The organism is Mesorhizobium sp. WSM4828, assembly GCF_055811175.1.
This window is the reverse complement of record NZ_JBVVQK010000003.1, coordinates 42,804-59,672: the sequence shown is the minus strand read 5'-3', so window position 1 is coordinate 59,672 and position 16,869 is coordinate 42,804. Positions and strand designations below refer to the sequence as shown.

The following is a 16,869-nucleotide window of genomic DNA, read 5'->3' as shown; positions in this document are numbered from 1 at the left end:
TTGTGTTTTTTTGTTTTCTTTTTTTGTCCCCCCCCCCGCGGGGCCGGGCCCGGCGCGGGGGGGGGGGGGGTGCCCCCCCCCCCCGCCCCCGCGGGGGGGGGGGGCGCCCCCCCCCCCGGCCGGTATAGCGCACCCGCTGATGCTTGGCGTCGATATGCGCCAGCACCCATTCGAGATACGGATCGATGAACGACCAGGCGCCCATGTTCTTGGGCTCCTCCTGGCACCACACCATCTCGGCATTGCGGAAGCGCGACAGTTCGGTGATCAGCGCCTTGGCCGGGAACGGATAGAGCTGCTCGACGCGCAGCAAATAGATGTCGTTGATGCCGCGCTTCTCGCGCTCCTCGTAGAGGTCGTAATAGACCTTGCCCGAACAGAGCACGACACGGCGGATCTTCGAATCCTTGGTGAGCTTGATGGCCTGGCCCGACAGCAGCTGGGCATCGTCCCACAACAGCCGGTGAAAGGCGCTTTCGCCCGACATCTCCGGCAGCGTCGACACGGCCCGCTTGTGGCGCAGCAGCGACTTCGGCGTCATCAGGATCAGCGGCTTGCGGAAGTCCCGCTTCAATTGCCGGCGCAAGATGTGGAAGTAGTTGGCCGGCGTCGTGACGTTGGCGACCTGCATGTTGTCTTCGGCGCAAAGCTGCAGGAAGCGCTCGAGCCGGGCCGACGAGTGCTCCGGCCCCTGGCCTTCATAGCCGTGCGGCAGCAGGCAGACGAGGCCAGACATTCTGAGCCATTTGCGCTCGCCCGACGAGATGAACTGGTCGAATACCACCTGGGCGCCGTTGGCGAAGTCGCCGAACTGCGCTTCCCACAGCGTCAGCGCCTTCGGCTCGGCCAGCGAGTAGCCATATTCGAAGCCGAGCACGGCCTCTTCCGACAGCATCGAGTTGATGACTTCGAAACCGGCCTGGGCCGCCGACAGATTGTTGAGCGGGATGTAGCGTGTCTCGTCGCGCTGGTCATAGAGCACGGAATGGCGCTGCGAGAAGGTGCCGCGCTCCGAATCCTGTCCGGACAGCCGGATCGGATTGCCGTCGAGCAGGATGGCGCCGAAGGCCAGCGCCTCGGCCGTCGACCAGTCGATGCCTTCGCCGGACTCGATCGCCTGGCGGCGGTTGTCGAGGAAGCGGATGATCGTCCTGTGCGCCTCGAAATCCTTCGGCACCTCGGTCAGCTTCTTGCCGATCTCCTTCAGCGTCTTGACCGGAACGGCGGTCTTGCCGCGCCGCTGTTCGTCCTGGTTGTCGGCCGAGCGCAGGCCGGACCAGGCACCGTCCAGCCAGTCGGCCTTGTTCGGCTTGTAATGCTGGCCGACCTCGAATTCCTGCTCGAGATGCGCCCGCCAATCGGCTTTCATCTTTTCGAACTCGACCTGGGTGATGTGGCCTTCGGAAATCAGCCGGTCGGCATAGATCTGCACCGTCGTCTTCTGGTTGCGGATCTTGCGATACATGATCGGCTGGGTGAAGGCGGGCTCGTCGCCCTCATTGTGACCGAAGCGGCGGTAGCAGAACATGTCCACCACGACAGGCTTGTGGAACTTCATGCGGAATTCGATCGCCACCTTGGTCGCATGGACCACGGCTTCCGGATCGTCGCCATTGACGTGGAAGATCGGCGCCTCGATCATCTTGGCCACATCGGACGGATAGGGCGACGAACGCGAAAAGCGCGGGTTGGTGGTGAAGCCGATCTGGTTGTTGATGATGAAATGCAGCGTGCCGGCGACGCGGTGACCGCGCAGGCCCGACAGGCCGAGGATTTCGGCAATCACGCCCTGGCCGGCAAAGGCGGCGTCGCCATGCAGCAGCAGCGGCAGCACCTTGGCGCGCTCTTCCAGCGGAACGATCTCCTCGCGGCTGCGACCGAACAGATAGTCCTGCTTGGCCCGCGCCTTGCCCATCACCACCGGGTCGACGATTTCCAGATGCGAAGGATTGGCAGTCAGCGACAGATGCACCTTGTTGCCGTCGAACTCGCGATCCGACGAGGCACCGAGATGGTACTTCACATCGCCCGAGCCTTCGACCTCGTCGGGCGCGGCCGAGCCGCCCTTGAACTCATGGAAAATGGCACGGTGCGGTTTGGCCATCACCTGCGACAGCACGTTCAGCCGGCCGCGATGCGCCATGCCGAGCACGATCTCCTTCATGCCGAGCTGGCCGCCGCGCTTGATGATCTGCTCCAGCGCCGGGATCAGCGATTCGCCGCCATCGAGGCCGAAGCGCTTGGTGCCCTTGTACTTGACGTCGATGAACTGCTCGAAGCCTTCCGCCTCGACCAGCTTCTGCAGGATCGCCTTCTTGCCGGCTGCGGTGAAGGAGATCTCCTTGTCGGTGCCCTCGATGCGCGCCTGGATCCAGGCCTTCTCCTCGGGATCGGAAATATGCATGAATTCGACGCCGAGCGTCGAGCAATAGGTCCGGGTCAGGATGTCGAGCATCTGCCGGATGGTGCCGAATTCCAGCCCGAGTACATTGTCGAGGAAGATCGGCCGGTCGTAGTCGGCTTCGGTGAAGCCGTAATTCTCCGGCGACAGCTCGTTATAATCCTCGAGCGGCTTGGCAATGCCGAGCGGATCGAGATTGGCGTGCAGGTGGCCGCGCATGCGGAAGGCGCGGATCATCATGATGGCGCGCACGGAATCGCGCGTCGCCTGATGTACGTCGGCGTCGGAAAGCGCTGCGCCGTTGCCGACCGCCCTGTCCTTGACCTTCTTTTCGATATGCTTTTCGACCAGGCCCCAATTGCCGTCGAGCGCCGAGACCAGCTCGCCATTGGCCTGCATCGGCCATGAGGGCTTGGCCCATGACGCGCCCTTGGCATTCCTGCGCACGTCGCCGGCGTCGTCCTTCAGCGCCGCGAAGAAGTCCTGCCATTCGGGATCGACCGACGCGGGATCGTCCTCATAGGCGGCATAGAGCGCGTCGATGTAATCGGCATTGCCGCCATAGAGGAAAGAGGTAAGCGAAAACTGGTCGTTGGCCTGATCTTGTCTTGCCATTTTTGTCCGCGGAGCCGCGCTCCGTCTCCTGTTTTTTGGAGGGGAGTAGGGCAGTAGGGGAGTAAGGCAGTAGGGAAAGCTGGCGGTTGCCGCACTCGGTCCCGTTCTTCCTATTCCCCTACTGCCATACTGCCTTACTCCCTTACTGCCTTACCCTTTGATCGCCTCGACCAGCGTCGTGCCGAGCCGGGCCGGCGATGGCGAAACCTTGATGCCGGCAGATTCCATCGCCGCGATCTTGTCTTCGGCGCCGCCCTTGCCGCCGGAGATGACCGCGCCCGCATGGCCCATGGTGCGGCCCGCCGGCGCCGTGCGCCCGGCGATGAAGCCTGCCATCGGCTTGCTGCGGCCGCGCTTTGCCTCGTCTTTGAGGAACTGCGCGGCGTCTTCCTCGGCCGAACCGCCGATCTCACCGATCATGATGATCGACTTGGTCTCGTCGTCGGCGAGGAACATCTCCAGCACGTCGATGAACTCCGTGCCTTTGACCGGATCGCCGCCGATGCCGACGGCGGTGGTCTGGCCGAGGCCGACATTGGTGGTCTGGAACACCGCCTCATAGGTAAGCGTTCCCGAGCGCGAAACAACGCCGACCGAGCCCTTGCGGAAGATGTTGCCGGGCATGATGCCGATCTTGCATTGGTCCGGGGTCAGCACGCCGGGACAGTTCGGCCCAATCAACCGCGATGTCGAGCGGTCGAGCCGTGCCTTGACCTTGATCATGTCCATCACCGGTATGCCCTCGGTGATGCAGACGATCAGCGGGATCTCGGCCTCGATCGCTTCCAGGATCGCTTCGGCGGCACCCGCCGGCGGCACGTAGACGACCGAAGCGTTGGCGCCGGTCTTGGCCTTGCCTTCGGCAACCGTGCCGAAGATCGGCAGCGTCTCGCCCTTGGCGCCGGTCCAGGCTTCGCCGCCCTTCTTGGGGTGGATGCCGCCGACCATTTTTGTGCCGTGATAGGCCAGCGCCTGCTCGGTGTGGAACGTGCCGGTCTTTCCGGTCAGGCCCTGCACCAGCACCTTGGTGTTCTTGTCGACGAGAATGGACATGGTGGTCCTTTTCTAAAAACCGTTGATCGAGGATGGCGAGACGCGCCGGTAGACGCCGCTCACCATGTCTTGCCAGCTATCGCTGCCGGCAGGTTTGAAATGCAGTCGCATGAGGTAGGTGTCGGCATCGTCAAAAATATACGTCACGCGCGCCGCGCCGCGCGGCGACGACCGATCCAGAACCAATTCGCTGCCGTCCCAAGCGCCGGTGGCGGGCGATGCCGGCACGAGCCCCATCGAGTCGAACTGATGCATGGTGACGAGGCTGTTCTGCTGATCGAAGCCGAACACATTGTGCGAGCCGAACGAAACCGTGCCGTCGCGGCGCTGGCGATAGCGCTGCACCACGAACAGGCCGCCGAATTGCGCCTCGGCCAGCACTTCCGAAGCCGCCGTGCCGGGGTCGGCCCACTGAGTGCCCGAAATCTCCTCCTCGCCACGCCAGGCACCGACCAGCGCCTGCAGGCGCTGGTGATCGGCTGAGAGGGAGGAGAACGGTGCCGCGTTCATGGTCAGAGCCGCTTCAGCTCGGTGACGGTAAGGTCGCTTTTGGCGTTGCCGGTGTTGAGCGTCGTCGCCGGCTCGAACATCAGCACGACAGGCTCCTCGCTCAGCGAGCGCGGCCGGTGCTCGACCGCCCGCGGCACGACGATGAACTCGCCGCTGCCAAGTTCCACCGTGCCGTCGCGGAAATCGATGGCAATGCGGCCGCGCAGCACCAGGAAGGCCTCGTCCTCATTGTCATGCGCGTGCCAATCGAAGACTTCGCCGAACTTGGCAACCTTGGCCTGGCTGTCGTTGACGTCGCCGGCAATGTGCGGATCGAACACCTTGGCGATCTTCGCGTCCGCCGCCTCGACGAGATTGATCTTGCGCGGAGGCACAGGCCTATTCCTCTTCCAACATCGAATGCGGCGAATTGATCCCGAAACGAAAAGCACCGGTGAACCTGCCATTCACCGGTGGATCACCGAGTGCCTCGACAAAAAAGCATTTGCTGCCGTTTCTGGGCGCGGTACATTCGTTGCTGACGAAAGCTCGCACGTAATTCTGATCCGAAAAGTCGCCTAAAATCTCTTCTTTAGGGATTTCCCTCAAACCCTGCGACTGAGCATAAGCATCGAATTCCGACATCCGATCCGTGCTTCCAAACACTTGGCAAATATCGATGGCAGATCGATTTGCTTCCGATCCTGCAGGTTTGAAGGTAACAAACGGCATCGAGAAGTCTGCCCCGCCGCGAGTGTAAGCCCTTCTTCCTGAATCGCTCGGATCAATCGAAAATCCGTTCGCAATGGCCAACTGCTCGCCCTTCAGCAAATCCCCATTCGATGCGATGCAGATGTTCTTGTAGAGAAGAACAGCATCCACAATCTCTTCCGCATGCGACGGAACGGCCGTGCAGCCGAACACAATTGCGCACAGAAGTTGAGGCGAGATCATCGGCTACCCCTCAGCCCTTCACCGCCGCGACAATCTTCTTGGCTGCGTCATCGAGGTCATCGGCCGACACCACGTTCAGCCCGCTGTCGTTGATGATCTTCTTGCCGAGCTCGGCGTTGGTGCCTTCCAGCCGCACCACCAGCGGCACTTGCAGGCCAACCTCCTTGACCGCGGCGATAACGCCTTCGGCGATGATGTCGCACTTCATGATGCCACCGAAGATGTTGATCAGGATGCCCTTGACCGCCGGATCCTTGGTGATGATCTTGAACGCCGCCGTCACCTTCTCTTTCGACGCGCCGCCGCCGACATCGAGGAAGTTGGCCGGCTCGGCGCCATAAAGCTTGATGATGTCCATCGTTGCCATGGCGAGGCCGGCGCCGTTGACCATGCAGCCGATATTGCCGTCGAGCGTGACATAGGCGAGGTCGTATTTCGACGCCTCGATCTCCTTCTCGTCCTCTTCGGTGGTGTCGCGCAATTCAAGCACGTCCGGGTGACGGAACAGCGCGTTGTTGTCGAACGACACTTTTGCGTCGAGCACGCGCAGCCGGCCGCTCTTCATGACGATCAGCGGATTGACCTCGAGCAGGCTCATGTCCTTCTCGACAAATGCCTTGTAGAGGATCGGAAACAGGGTCGCGCCATCCTTGGCGGCGTCGCCGTCGAGCCTCAGTGCGGCGTTGAGCTTCTTCACATCGTCGGCCGTCACGCCCTTTTCCGGGTCGATGGCGACGGTGATGATCTTTTCCGGCGTGTCGTGGGCGACCGCCTCGATGTCCATACCGCCCTCGGTCGAGACGACAAAGGCGACGCGCCCGACCGAGCGGTCGACCAGGATCGACAGATAGAGCTCGCGTTCGATGTCGGCGCCGTCCTCGATATAGAGCCGGTTGACCTGCTTGCCGGCCGGGCCGGTCTGCTTGGTGACCAGCGTATGGCCGAGCATCTCCTTGGCGTTGGCGACGACCTCGGCTACCGACTTCGCCAGCCTGACGCCGCCCTTGGCATCGGGGCCGAGCTCCTTGAACTTGCCCTTGCCGCGGCCGCCGGCATGGATCTGGCTCTTGACCACATAGAGCGGGCCGGGCAGCGCCTTGGCGGCGGCTTCCGCCTCGCTCGCCTTGAACACCGGCACGCCCTCGGCCACGGGTGCGCCAAAGCCTTTCAGCAGCGCCTTGCCCTGATATTCATGGATATTCATGCGCTATGTCTCCAGCTTGCTTGGCGGGCTTGGTTACCGGCTTACTTGGCCGCGAGATGCGGAGCGATCTTGACGCAGGCGTCGCACAGGCCCTGCACCGCGGCGACCGAACTGTCGAACATCTTCTGCTCGCTTTTCGCGAGCTCGATCTCGATGATCCGCTCGACGCCGCCGGCGCCGATCACCACGGGAACGCCGACATAGGTGTTCTTGACGCCATATTGGCCGGAGAGGTACGCCGCACAGGGCAGCACCCGCTTCTTGTCCTTGAGATAGGCTTCGGCCATGGCGATGGCCGAGGCGGCCGGCGCATAGAAGGCAGAGCCCGTCTTGAGCAGGCCGACGATCTCGGCGCCGCCGTCGCGGGTACGCTGCACGATCTGGTCGAGCCGCTCCTTCGAGGTCCAGCCCATCTTGATGAGGTCGGGCAGCGGGATGCCGGCAACCGTCGAATAGCGGATCATCGGAACCATGGAATCGCCATGGCCGCCAAGCACGAAGGCGGTGACATCCTCGACCGAGACCTTGAATTCCTCGGCCAGGAAATAACGGAAGCGCGAACTGTCGAGCACGCCGGCCATGCCGACGACATGGCTCTTGGGCAGGCCGGAAAACTTCTGCAGCGCCCAGACCATGGCGTCGAGCGGATTGGTGATGCAGATGACGAAGGCTTTCGGCGCGTATTTCTTGAGGCCGGCGCCGACCTGCTCCATCACCTTCAGATTGATGCCCAGAAGATCGTCGCGGCTCATGCCGGGCTTGCGCGGCACGCCGGCGGTGACGATGCAGACGTCGGCGCCCTCGATGCCGGCATAGTCGTTGACGCCGGTCAGCCTGGAGTCGAACCCATCGACCGGCGACGACTGCGCGATGTCCAGCCCCTTGCCTTGCGGGATGCCTTCGGCGATATCGAACAGCACGACGTCGCCGAGATCCTTGAGGCCGACCATGTGGGCGAGGGTGCCGCCGATCATGCCCGAGCCGATGAGCGCTATCTTGTTGCGTGCCATGTCAGGATGTTTTCCCTTTGACTATGACGGCGCCCAAATCCTTGACGATTTGATGACGGCGTCGGAGGAAGAGGCCGGAATGCTGCGGAACCGCGAAATTCGCCGCACGCAATAGCCCCGGCCGCACAAAAATTCAAACGATTATTTTGGAGTGAGTAATTTCAATCGGTTAGAAACAACGGGAATTACGTAAACGTCAAAGTTCTGAAGCCGACTAGAGGAATTCTACACAATGGCACTGGAAATCAGAAGGCTGTTTCCTGGCGATGACGCCCTTGTGATGCGGGTCGCCGACGAAGTCTTCGACGAGCCGGTCAGGCCGGATCGGCTCTCCGCCTATCTCATGGAGGCCGGTCATTTCATGGTCGTGGCCCTCGCCGACGGCATCGTCGTTGGCCAATGCGCAGCTGTCGTCCACCGCCACCCGGACAAGGTGAGCGAACTCTACATAGACGAAGTCGGTGTGGCGCCGGCCTTTCAACGCCAGGGCATTGCGACGAGGATGCTCGGCGCCATGTTCGCACTCGGTCGCGAGCATGGCTGTGAGGAGGCGTGGGTCGGCACCGAGCCGGACAATGTTGCTGCTCGCGCACTTTACGAGTCGCGAAGAGAGCCGCATGGGCCAGCGGAGGGGTTCGTCATGTATGTTTATCGATTATAGGCGCCGGCAGCGCCCCCTTCTGTACTATCCCTCACGCCTGAGCCTGCCGTGCCTCCGTGGATGATTCCTGCGCCCTCTGCCTCTCCGCCCAGTCCTCCAGCCAGTCGTGGCTCTGCATCTCGATCAGCCGCGATGCGGTGCGCTCGAACTCGAAGACTTCGTTGCCGCGCTTGGCGGTATAGAGTTGCGCCGGCGGTGCCGCGGCGCTCATCACCAGCCGTACATGATGATCGTAGAGCGTATCGACCAGCAGGATGAAGCGCTTGGCTTCGTTGCGCTTGCCTTCGCCGAGCACCGGCACATGGTCGATGAAGATGGTCGAGAAACGGCTGGCAATGGCAAGATAGTCGCGGGCGCCGAGCGGCCTCTCGCAGAGATCGGCGAACGAAAACCGCGCCGCCTCGCCGGCAGCACGCGGCACCAGGACGTGCCGGCCCTTCACCGTCAGCATCGTCTCGGCCGTCGGCCTGCCATGCGTCATCACCGCCCACGCGTCGTCGAGCGCATGGTCGGCGGCGGCATCGGCCGGGGTGACGTAGACCGGCATGCGGCTAAGCTTGTCGAGGCGGTAATCCTTGTCGGCGTCAAGCGCCAGCACCTGCGCGTGGCGCTCCAGGATAGCGACAAACGGCAAGAACAACTGGCGGTTCAGACCGTCGCGGTAGAGATCCTGCGGCGCGACATTGGAGGTGGCGACCAGCACCACGCCATTGGCAAACAACGCCGAAAACAACCTGGACAGGATCATCGCATCGGCGATGTCGGTGACGGAGAACTCGTCGAAGCACAGCACCCAGGCTTGCTCGGCCAGCGCGCGCGCCACCGGCGGGATCGGGTCGTCCTCCTTGGCCGTGCCGTTTTTGCGAGCCTGCCGGTGCTTCTGGATGCGGTCCTGCACGTCGGCCATGAAGTCGTTGAAATGCACCCGGCGCTTGCGCCGCACCGGCAGCAGCTCGAAAAACATGTCCATCAGCATGGTCTTGCCGCGGCCGACGCCGCCATGGATATAGAGGCCCTTGACCGCCTCGTGCACCTCGCGCTTGCGGGCGAACAGCCACCCCAGCGCGCTTGATTTCTGCGCCAGCCGCTTTGCCGATATTTCGTCGATCAGCCGGTCGAGCGCAGCGGCGATCCGCTCCTGCGCCGGATCGCGCCCGATGGCGCCCGTCTCGACCAGATGGTCGTAGCGCTGCTTGACGGTCGCATGGGTCTGGAGGCCGTCACGCAGATGCATCGGTCACGTCGTTCCGGAGCAATCCCAAGAAAAGTGTGTAGCGGTTTTCTGTCCGGAATTGCGTAAAAAACAAAAGAGAGCAATCCCAAGAAAAGTGTGTAGCGGTTTTCCGTCCGGAATTGCGTAACAATGGGGGCCGTTCTCTTACCTTGTAAGCGAGATCGGCAGGCCGTTGGAAGTCTGGCCGTCGAATTTCTCGCCGCCCGAGGAATAAAGCCGTGCCAGCGTGCCGCCGTTCTCGTCATAGAGCGTCAGCTGTTTGCCGGCGACGTTCCAGGATTTGATGCCGTCGAGCGGCGCCGGGCAATGCAGCGGTCCGGCGCGGTAGCCCGACCCGAATTTGGTCTGCGGCGTCGCCACCTGACAGCTCTGGCCGGACACGCTTGCCTTCCACACGCCGGCGACGCTGGACGCGGTGAGGTCGGCCGCACCGGCCGGCGCCGTCCCGTCGGGCGGCAGCGAGGCGACCTGGGTGTTCTGCGGCGCGGTCGGAAATTTCGACGGATCGGCCGGGCCGGGTGTTGCCGGCGGCGGCAGCTGGTTTGCGGTCACCTTGCCGGCGGGCGCAGCTTCCAGCGGCGCCGGCTGCTGCTCGTCCATTGATGTGAACCGTGAGGTTGAACAGCCGCTCGCAACGAGCGCGGCCAACGATACGGCCAGCAGGCCGGTTTTCGAAAATTTCATTCTTCAACCTCCGTCGGATCCGGCTGGGGATGCCGTCCGCGCAATGTCCCCCTCACCAAGATGGAGAAGGTGGCGAAATTTCAACCCGATATGGTTAAAATACGGTTTGCGCCGCTAATGTTGCAAATTTGTCGCAAAATGCGCATTGCCTGAATTGCGTTACGCCTTGGCCGTTTGGCCGGCACCTCCGGTTGATGCGATACGGCGCGCTGGCGCCAGATCCCTGGCGGTCACCTCAAACGCTTGTGCGGGTCGGCTCCGGCATTATCTCTTGGCGATCAGCAAACTGCAGGAGCCGATTTCTTGGCCGGGAGAAAGAGAGCCGCCAACCGCTATTACCGCGGGCCGCCCAGTGATCATTTCGACGGCACCTTGTTCTTCAATCCCGACGGGCGGCCGCCGGGTCGCTTTGCCGATCTGTTGAAATGGCAATTGAGCCGCGAACGCTCGAAATGGCCGGCGGCGGATCCGAGCCCGTTTCCACCGGCAAGACCGGTCGAGCGCATCGATGGTTCTACGCTGCGCCTCACCATGGTCGGTCATTCCTCGCTGCTCGTCCAGACAGCCGGCCTGAACATCCTGACCGACCCGGTCTGGTCGCGACGCGTCTCGCCGCTCTCCTTCGCCGGTCCGAAACGCGTCAATCCACCGGGCATCGCCTTTTCGCATTTGCCGCCCATCGACCTCGTGCTGGTCAGCCACAACCATTACGACCATCTCGACCTCGCCACGCTGAAGCGCCTGAAGACAAGACACGACCCGCTGCTGCTGACGCCGCTCGGCAACGACACGATCATCGGCGCTGCCGTGCCCCGTATGCGGCTTTCGGCGCATGACTGGGGCGACCGGGTCGATATCGGCGATGGCGTCACCGTCCATGTCGAGCCGGTGCACCACTGGTCGGCCCGCGGTACCCGCGACCGGCGCATGGCGCTGTGGGCGGGTTTCGTCGTCGAGACACCCGGCGCAAAGATCTATTTCGCCGGCGATACCGGCTTCCACGGCGGCATCAATTACCGGCTGATGGCGCAAAAGCACAGCGGCTTCCGCCTCGCCATCCTGCCGATCGGCGCCTACGAGCCGCGCTGGTTCATGGCGCCGCATCACCAGGATCCGGAGGAGGCGGTGCAAGGCATGCTTTTGTGCAACGCCGCCTACGCCGCCGGCTGTCACTGGGGCACGTTCCGGCTCACCAACGAGCCGATCGACGAGCCGCCCAGAAAGCTCGGCGAAGCGCTCGATGCTGCCGGCCTGCCGCGACAACGTTTTCGCGCCTTGCGGCCGGGCGAGGTCTGGGACGTGCCGGAGGTCTAGCCCGGCGGAACCTAAGGCATCACATAGACGTTTGTAGGTGTTCAAACCTGTCGGCTGCGAGGTGTCTCTCATGATCAGGTGGATCATCATTCTTTTGATTATCGCGGCCGCGGCGAGCCTGCTCGGCATGCCGGCACTGGCCGGAGCCGCCGCTACCGGCGCACGCATCCTCATCGGTATCGTGCTGATCATCTTCCTGCTGATCGTGCTTGGCGTCTTCGCGGTGACGTGAAACTAAGGTGTGTTGAGATTCAGGTCAGGCCGCGCCGAGAATGGTGGTTTCCGAGAACCGGAGCGGAGCGTACTTTTGGGTACGTGAGCACCGGCCTACGCCGGCCGTAGCCTTAACTGCCACGACCGCTCATGAGTGCTTCGGCCGGCGAAGGCCGGAAGCGCAGGGAACTGCCATTCGCAGGCCGGCATCACCTGAATATCGACACAGCTTAAGCCGCGCTGGTAATTTCTGCCGCTATCCGCCATATAGGCGCCAAACCGGCAAGAGACCTTTCGATCGATGGCAAGCGCGGCCCCTTTCGCCAAGATGAACGGCATCGGCAACGAAATCATCGTTGCCGATATGCGCGGCCGTGCCGATCGCGTGACGCCTGCGGCAGCCATCGCGCTTAATGCCGATGCGGCGACTAGGTTCGACCAGATCATGGCGATCCACGACCCCAGGACGCCGGGCACCGCCTTTTTTATCGACATCTTGAATTCCGACGGAACCAGCGCGCAAGCCTGCGGCAACGGCATGCGCTGTGTCGTCCAGGCGCTCGCCGCCGAGACCGGCGAGAAGACATTTGCTTTTGAAACAGTCGCCGGCATCCTCAATGCCGAGGAACATGCCGACGGAACGATCTCGGTCGACATGGGCAAGCCGCGCTTTGGCTGGCAGGACATCCCGCTGGCCGAGGAGTTTCGCGATACCCGCATGATCGAACTGCAGATCGGCCCGATCGATGCGCCGGTACTGCATTCGCCTTCGGTCGTCTCGATGGGCAATCCGCACGCTATCTTCTGGGTCGACCGCGACGTCTGGTCCTACGAGCTCGAGCGCTTCGGCCCGCTGCTCGAAAACCACCCGATCTTCCCCGAGCGCGCCAACATCACCATCGCGCAGGTGACTTCGCCGGAGACTATGGCCATCCGCACCTGGGAGCGCGGCGCCGGCCTGACCAAGGCCTGCGGCTCGGCCGCGTGCGCTGCCGTGGTCGCTGCGGCCCGCACCCGGCGCACCGGCCGCAGCGTCACGCTGATGACGCCCGGCGGCGGCTTGCTGCATGTCCTGTGGCGCGACGACGACCACGTCATCCTCACCGGTGCCGCCGAATGGGAATTTTCCGGCAGCTTCGATCCGTCGACCGGGGCGTGGGCGCGCGACACCGAAAGCGCCGCCTGATGGCTGCTCCTGGCAACAAGGGTATCGAGGTCGTCACCTTCGGCTGCCGGCTGAACACCTATGAATCCGAGGTGATGCGGCGTGAAGCCGAAGGTGCCGGCCTTGGTAGCCTCGAAGGCGGCGCCATCATCTTCAACACCTGCGCCGTCACAGGCGAGGCTGTACGCCAGGCCAAGCAGTCGATCAGAAAAGCCCGCCGTGAGAACCCGGCTGCCCGCATCATCGTTACCGGCTGCGCTGCGCAGACCGGCCCGCAGGATTTCGTCGCCATGGACGAGGTCGATCTCGTCCTCGGCAATGAGGAAAAGCTGAAGGCGCATTCCTATCGCGCGCTGCCGGATTTCGGCGTCAACGACACCGAGAAGGCGCGCGTCAACGATATCTTTTCGGTGCGCGAGACGGCCGCCCACATGGTCGACGCCATCGAGGGCCGGGCGCGCGCTTTTGTCCAGGTGCAGAACGGCTGCGACCACCGCTGCACCTTCTGCATCATTCCTTACGGTCGCGGCAATTCGCGCTCGGTGCCGATGGGCGCCGTGGTCGAGCAGGTCAAGCGACTCGTCGGCAATGGTTATGCCGAGATCGTGCTGACCGGCGTCGACATGACGAGTTTCGGCGCCGATCTGCCGGGCGCACCGAAGCTCGGCAAATTGGTCAAGACCATCCTGAAGCAGGTGCCAGATGTGAAACGCCTGCGGCTTTCCTCCATCGATTCGATCGAGGCCGACGACGATCTGCTGGACGCTATAGCCACCGAGCCGAAGCTGATGCCGCATCTGCATCTGTCGCTGCAATCGGGCGACGACATGATCCTGAAGCGGATGAAGCGCCGGCACAGCCGCGACCAGTCGATCCGCTTTTGCGAGGATGTGCGCAAACTGCGCCCGGGCATCGTTTTCGGCGCCGACATCATCGCCGGCTTCCCGACCGAGACGGACGCCATGTTCGAAAATTCGCTGGAGATCGTCGAGGAATGCGGCCTGACGCATCTCCACGTCTTCCCGTTTTCGCCGCGCCAGGGCACGCCCGCCGCGCGCATGCCGCAGCTCCGCCGCGACGTCGTCAAGCAACGCGCGGCACGCCTGCGCGCCGCCGGCGAGGCCGCCTATCGCCGCCATCTTGCCTCGCTCGCTGGAACGCATCAGTCTATCCTGGTCGAGCGCGACGGGCTCGGCCGCACCGAAGGGTTTACGCTGGCCGCGGTCTCTGCCGGCACGCCGGGCGACATCGTCGAGGCTGATATCGCCGGCGATGACGGTATCAGACTGATCGCCGCGCCGCTTGCCGCCCGCGCCGCCTGAGAGCGCAAGACATGGCTGGGTTTTTCAAGAAGATATTTTCGTTCGGTAAGAAGGAAGTCGTCGAGGAGCGGCCCGACGAGGCCGCACCGCTGCCGCCGATCAAATGGGATGAACTGGAAGCGCTGAAGCCGGCCGCCGAGCAGGCCGTCCCGGAGTTTTTGAAACGCGAAGAGCCGCGGCCCGAGGCCGAGGCCGCAGCTCCGCCGCCAGTCGAACCAGAGTTGCCTCCGGCACCGCAACCGGCGCCCGCGGAAGAGCCGAAGCCCGAACCACCGCCGACCATTCCACCCGAGCCAGAGATCCAGCCGGAACCGCAAACGCCTGCTGAGGAAGCCGAGGAGATCCGAGCCGGACCCGTCGCTTCCGAGCCAGTTCCTGGGCCGGAGCAGCCGGAGATCGTTCAGCCCGAGCCTCTGTCCACGGAAGTTGGCGCTGCCCCTCATCCGCCTGCCGGCACCTTCTCCCCGTATAGTGACGGGGAGAAGGGGGCTGATCGGCAGGCCGAGCCTCCTTTTGAAGCCGGCGAAGAAGAAGCTACAACGCTAACGCCCCCCTCTCCCCGTCCATCACGGGGAGAGGGTAAGCGTGAGGGGCAGCGCGAACCTCTGCAAGACGCGGCACCCGCGGCCGAAGTCACGCCACCAGCACCCGCAGCGCCCGAAGCGCCACCGGCCGAAATCCCGCCTCCGATCCGCCAGCCCGCGCCGGTCGAGGCGAAGCCGGTCCTCGCCGAGATCGCACCCGAGCCAGAAGCCGTTCCGCAACCATCGCCAGAGCCAAAGCCCGCCCCCGGCAAAGTCACCGTAACCAAGAAGGTCGAGCAGAAGGCCGAGCCGCAGAAGGCGCCCGAACCGGCGCCGAAGCGTTCCTGGTTCCAGCGCATGCGAGACGGGCTTGCCCGCTCTTCCCGGGAGTTGTCGGGCAACATCGCCGGCGTCTTCACCAAGCGCAAGCTCGACGAGGACACGCTGCAGGACCTGGAAGATGTGCTGATCCGCGCCGATCTCGGCATGGAGACGGCTTTGCGCGTAACCGACGCGCTCTCCGCCAGCCGCTACGGCAAGGACGTCTCCGACACCGAAGTTCGCGCCATCATGGCGGCCGAGGTGGAGAAGGTGCTGACCCATGTCGCCATGCCGCTGGAGCTGGACCTCAGCCATAAGCCGCATGTCATCCTGGTTGTCGGCGTCAACGGCACCGGCAAGACCACGACCATCGGCAAGCTGGCGGCAAAGCTCACCGATGGCGGCCTTTCGGTGATGCTCGCCGCCGGCGACACCTTTCGCGCAGCCGCGATCGAGCAGTTGAAGATCTGGGGCGAGCGTACCAACTCGCCGGTCATTGCCTCGAAACTCGGCGCCGATGCCGCCGGCCTCGCCTATGACGCATTCGAGCGCGCGAAGGAGGCCGGCTCCGACGTGCTGATCATCGACACCGCCGGGCGGCTGCAGAACAAGACCGAGCTGATGGCGGAGCTGGAAAAGATCGTCCGGGTGCTGGGCAAGCTCGATCCGGAAGCGCCGCACACCGTGCTGCAGACGGTCGATGCCACCACCGGCCAGAACGCGCTCAACCAGGTCGAGATCTTCCGCAATGTCGCCGGCGTCAATGGCCTGGTGATGACCAAGCTGGACGGCACGGCGCGCGGCGGTATTCTGGTGGCGATCGCGGCAAAGCACAAATTGCCGGTCTATTTCATCGGCGTCGGCGAACAGGTCGACGACCTCGAACCCTTTTCCGCAAGCGAATTCGCCAGGGCGATCGCTGGCGTGGCTTGACGAGCATGATCCCGAAAAGTTGCAGGCTTTTTGGATTGGATCATGCGTAAGAAGGACGCTATGAACCCACCCATCCTCGAAGGCGACCCGTCCGATCCGCGACGCAGGGCGTTGAACCCGGGCCTGAAATTCCTGCTCGAACTCGGGCCTGGCCTGGTGTTCTTTTTCACCACCATCCGCGGCGCATGGCTTGTCGGGAAGTTTCCGATCCTCGGCCATATCGGCGAGCCTATCCTGATTGCCACGGCGTTCTTCATGGTGGCGACGGCGCTATCGCTCAGCGTTTCGTGGATTTTGACGCGCAGCTGGCCGATCATGCCGTTGGTCTCGGCCATCGTGGTGTTTGTGTTTGGCGCGCTGGCGCTCTGGCTGCAGGACAAGACCTTCGCTTTCATGAAGCCGACAATCATCAACAGCCTGTTCGGCATCACGTTGCTTGGCGGGTTGGCGTTTGGCAGATCGCTGTTGGGCTATGTCTTTGATTCCGCCTTCAATCTCGATGCCGAAGGCTGGCGCAAGCTCACTTTCCGATGGGGGCTCTTCTTCCTTTTTCTGGCTGCCCTGAACGAGGTTGTGTGGCGCAACTTTTCTGAGGAAGCCTGGCTTTATTTCAAGGTCTGGGGCACGATTCCCATTACCCTTGTCTTCACGTTAAGCCAAATGCCGTTGATCCTGCGCCATTCGCTCGAGGACAAGACCGGCAAGGAAGAGAAGGCCGGCAAATAGAGCAATTCCAGGAAAAGCGCGTAGCGCTTTCCCTAGGGAATTCCGC

16 protein-coding genes are annotated in these 16,869 nt (G+C 63.2%); 7 read left to right on the top strand and 9 right to left on the bottom strand.

The window, feature by feature from the left end; translation table 11 throughout:
• From AC0L2X_RS05005 to mdh, 7 genes are all read right to left on the bottom strand, one after another.
• Window positions 1-3,016: 2-oxoglutarate dehydrogenase E1 component (locus tag AC0L2X_RS05005; protein WP_473599315.1), on the bottom strand; the 3,016-nt coding region annotated here is incomplete at its 3' end.
• Between the two features lie 150 nt (window positions 3,017-3,166).
• The gene (gene sucD, locus AC0L2X_RS05000; RefSeq protein ID WP_473599314.1) at window positions 3,167-4,069 is read right to left on the bottom strand and encodes a succinate--CoA ligase subunit alpha; all 903 of its coding nucleotides are present in this window, start codon (window positions 4,067-4,069) and stop codon (window positions 3,167-3,169) included.
• A gap of 12 nt (window positions 4,070-4,081) precedes the next feature.
• On the bottom strand, window positions 4,082-4,579 hold the full coding sequence (locus tag AC0L2X_RS04995) for a DUF1579 family protein (RefSeq protein ID WP_473599313.1): 498 nt from the start codon (window positions 4,577-4,579) through the stop codon (window positions 4,082-4,084).
• Between the two features lie 2 nt (window positions 4,580-4,581).
• Window positions 4,582-4,953 carry a cupin domain-containing protein gene (locus AC0L2X_RS04990; RefSeq protein WP_473599312.1) on the bottom strand — a complete coding sequence of 124 codons (372 nt, stop codon included), beginning with the start codon at window positions 4,951-4,953 and terminating at the stop codon, window positions 4,582-4,584.
• Window positions 4,954-4,957: 4 nt separating this feature from the next.
• The gene (locus AC0L2X_RS04985) at window positions 4,958-5,512 is read right to left on the bottom strand and encodes a hypothetical protein (RefSeq protein WP_352493201.1); all 555 of its coding nucleotides are present in this window, start codon (window positions 5,510-5,512) and stop codon (window positions 4,958-4,960) included.
• Between the two features lie 10 nt (window positions 5,513-5,522).
• Complete coding sequence (gene sucC, locus AC0L2X_RS04980; RefSeq protein ID WP_473599311.1) at window positions 5,523-6,716, bottom strand: ADP-forming succinate--CoA ligase subunit beta; 1,194 nt, start codon at window positions 6,714-6,716, stop codon at window positions 5,523-5,525.
• 41 nt (window positions 6,717-6,757) lie between these two features.
• Entirely contained in the window at window positions 6,758-7,726 is a 969-nt protein-coding gene (gene mdh, locus AC0L2X_RS04975) for a malate dehydrogenase (RefSeq protein WP_292660644.1), read from the bottom strand.
• 232 nt (window positions 7,727-7,958) lie between these two features.
• Between mdh and AC0L2X_RS04970 the strand changes: the two genes are divergently transcribed.
• Window positions 7,959-8,387, top strand: a complete 429-nt coding sequence (locus AC0L2X_RS04970; protein WP_473553726.1) for a GNAT family N-acetyltransferase — start codon at window positions 7,959-7,961, stop codon at window positions 8,385-8,387.
• Window positions 8,388-8,418: 31 nt separating this feature from the next.
• Here the strand turns inward: AC0L2X_RS04970 and zapE are convergent, their stop codons facing one another.
• Window positions 8,419-9,621: a cell division protein ZapE gene (gene zapE / locus AC0L2X_RS04965; protein ID WP_473599310.1), complete on the bottom strand. Its 1,203-nt coding sequence runs from the start codon at window positions 9,619-9,621 to the stop codon at window positions 8,419-8,421.
• 144 nt (window positions 9,622-9,765) lie between these two features.
• Complete coding sequence (locus AC0L2X_RS04960) at window positions 9,766-10,305, bottom strand: protease inhibitor Inh/omp19 family protein (protein ID WP_352493197.1); 540 nt, start codon at window positions 10,303-10,305, stop codon at window positions 9,766-9,768.
• A 303-nt stretch (window positions 10,306-10,608) separates the two neighbouring features.
• Between AC0L2X_RS04960 and AC0L2X_RS04955 the strand changes: the two genes are divergently transcribed.
• From AC0L2X_RS04955 to AC0L2X_RS04930, 6 genes are all read left to right on the top strand, one after another.
• Complete coding sequence (locus AC0L2X_RS04955) at window positions 10,609-11,619, top strand: MBL fold metallo-hydrolase (RefSeq protein ID WP_473599309.1); 1,011 nt, start codon at window positions 10,609-10,611, stop codon at window positions 11,617-11,619.
• Window positions 11,620-11,689: 70 nt separating this feature from the next.
• Window positions 11,690-11,851 (top strand): DUF1328 family protein, encoded by a 162-nt coding sequence (locus AC0L2X_RS04950; RefSeq protein ID WP_031195454.1) that lies wholly within the window; start codon window positions 11,690-11,692, stop codon window positions 11,849-11,851.
• Between the two features lie 282 nt (window positions 11,852-12,133).
• Window positions 12,134-13,018, top strand: a complete 885-nt coding sequence (gene dapF / locus AC0L2X_RS04945) for a diaminopimelate epimerase (RefSeq protein ID WP_352567356.1) — start codon at window positions 12,134-12,136, stop codon at window positions 13,016-13,018.
• Window positions 13,018-14,319 carry a tRNA (N(6)-L-threonylcarbamoyladenosine(37)-C(2))-methylthiotransferase MtaB gene (gene mtaB / locus AC0L2X_RS04940; protein WP_473553734.1) on the top strand — a complete coding sequence of 434 codons (1,302 nt, stop codon included), beginning with the start codon at window positions 13,018-13,020 and terminating at the stop codon, window positions 14,317-14,319. The genes dapF and mtaB overlap by 1 nt, the downstream gene beginning before the upstream one ends.
• 11 nt (window positions 14,320-14,330) lie before the next feature.
• Window positions 14,331-16,097 (top strand): signal recognition particle-docking protein FtsY, encoded by a 1,767-nt coding sequence (gene ftsY, locus AC0L2X_RS04935; RefSeq protein WP_473599308.1) that lies wholly within the window; start codon window positions 14,331-14,333, stop codon window positions 16,095-16,097.
• Window positions 16,098-16,157: 60 nt separating this feature from the next.
• Window positions 16,158-16,823 (top strand): septation protein A, encoded by a 666-nt coding sequence (locus tag AC0L2X_RS04930; RefSeq protein WP_352450269.1) that lies wholly within the window; start codon window positions 16,158-16,160, stop codon window positions 16,821-16,823.
• The last annotated feature ends 46 nt before the right edge of the window (window positions 16,824-16,869 follow it).

Bases quoted from the DNA above. Each gene is read 5' to 3' on its own strand.
- mdh (WP_292660644.1), bottom strand. From the start codon at position 7,726: ATGGCACGCAACAAGATAGCGCTCATCGGCTCGGGCATGATCGGCGGC.
- AC0L2X_RS04985 (WP_352493201.1), bottom strand. From the start codon at position 5,512: ATGATCTCGCCTCAACTTCTGTGCGCAATTGTGTTCGGCTGCACGGCC.
- sucC (WP_473599311.1), bottom strand. From the start codon at position 6,716: ATGAATATCCATGAATATCAGGGCAAGGCGCTGCTGAAAGGCTTTGGC.
- AC0L2X_RS04995 (WP_473599313.1), bottom strand. From the start codon at position 4,579: ATGAACGCGGCACCGTTCTCCTCCCTCTCAGCCGATCACCAGCGCCTG.
- AC0L2X_RS04950 (WP_031195454.1), top strand. From the start codon at position 11,690: ATGATCAGGTGGATCATCATTCTTTTGATTATCGCGGCCGCGGCGAGC.
- AC0L2X_RS04960 (WP_352493197.1), bottom strand. From the start codon at position 10,305: ATGAAATTTTCGAAAACCGGCCTGCTGGCCGTATCGTTGGCCGCGCTC.
- AC0L2X_RS04970 (WP_473553726.1), top strand. From the start codon at position 7,959: ATGGCACTGGAAATCAGAAGGCTGTTTCCTGGCGATGACGCCCTTGTG.
- ftsY (WP_473599308.1), top strand. From the start codon at position 14,331: ATGGCTGGGTTTTTCAAGAAGATATTTTCGTTCGGTAAGAAGGAAGTC.
- sucD (WP_473599314.1), bottom strand. From the start codon at position 4,069: ATGTCCATTCTCGTCGACAAGAACACCAAGGTGCTGGTGCAGGGCCTG.
- AC0L2X_RS04930 (WP_352450269.1), top strand. From the start codon at position 16,158: ATGAACCCACCCATCCTCGAAGGCGACCCGTCCGATCCGCGACGCAGG.
- zapE (WP_473599310.1), bottom strand. From the start codon at position 9,621: ATGCATCTGCGTGACGGCCTCCAGACCCATGCGACCGTCAAGCAGCGC.
- dapF (WP_352567356.1), top strand. From the start codon at position 12,134: ATGGCAAGCGCGGCCCCTTTCGCCAAGATGAACGGCATCGGCAACGAA.
- mtaB (WP_473553734.1), top strand. From the start codon at position 13,018: ATGGCTGCTCCTGGCAACAAGGGTATCGAGGTCGTCACCTTCGGCTGC.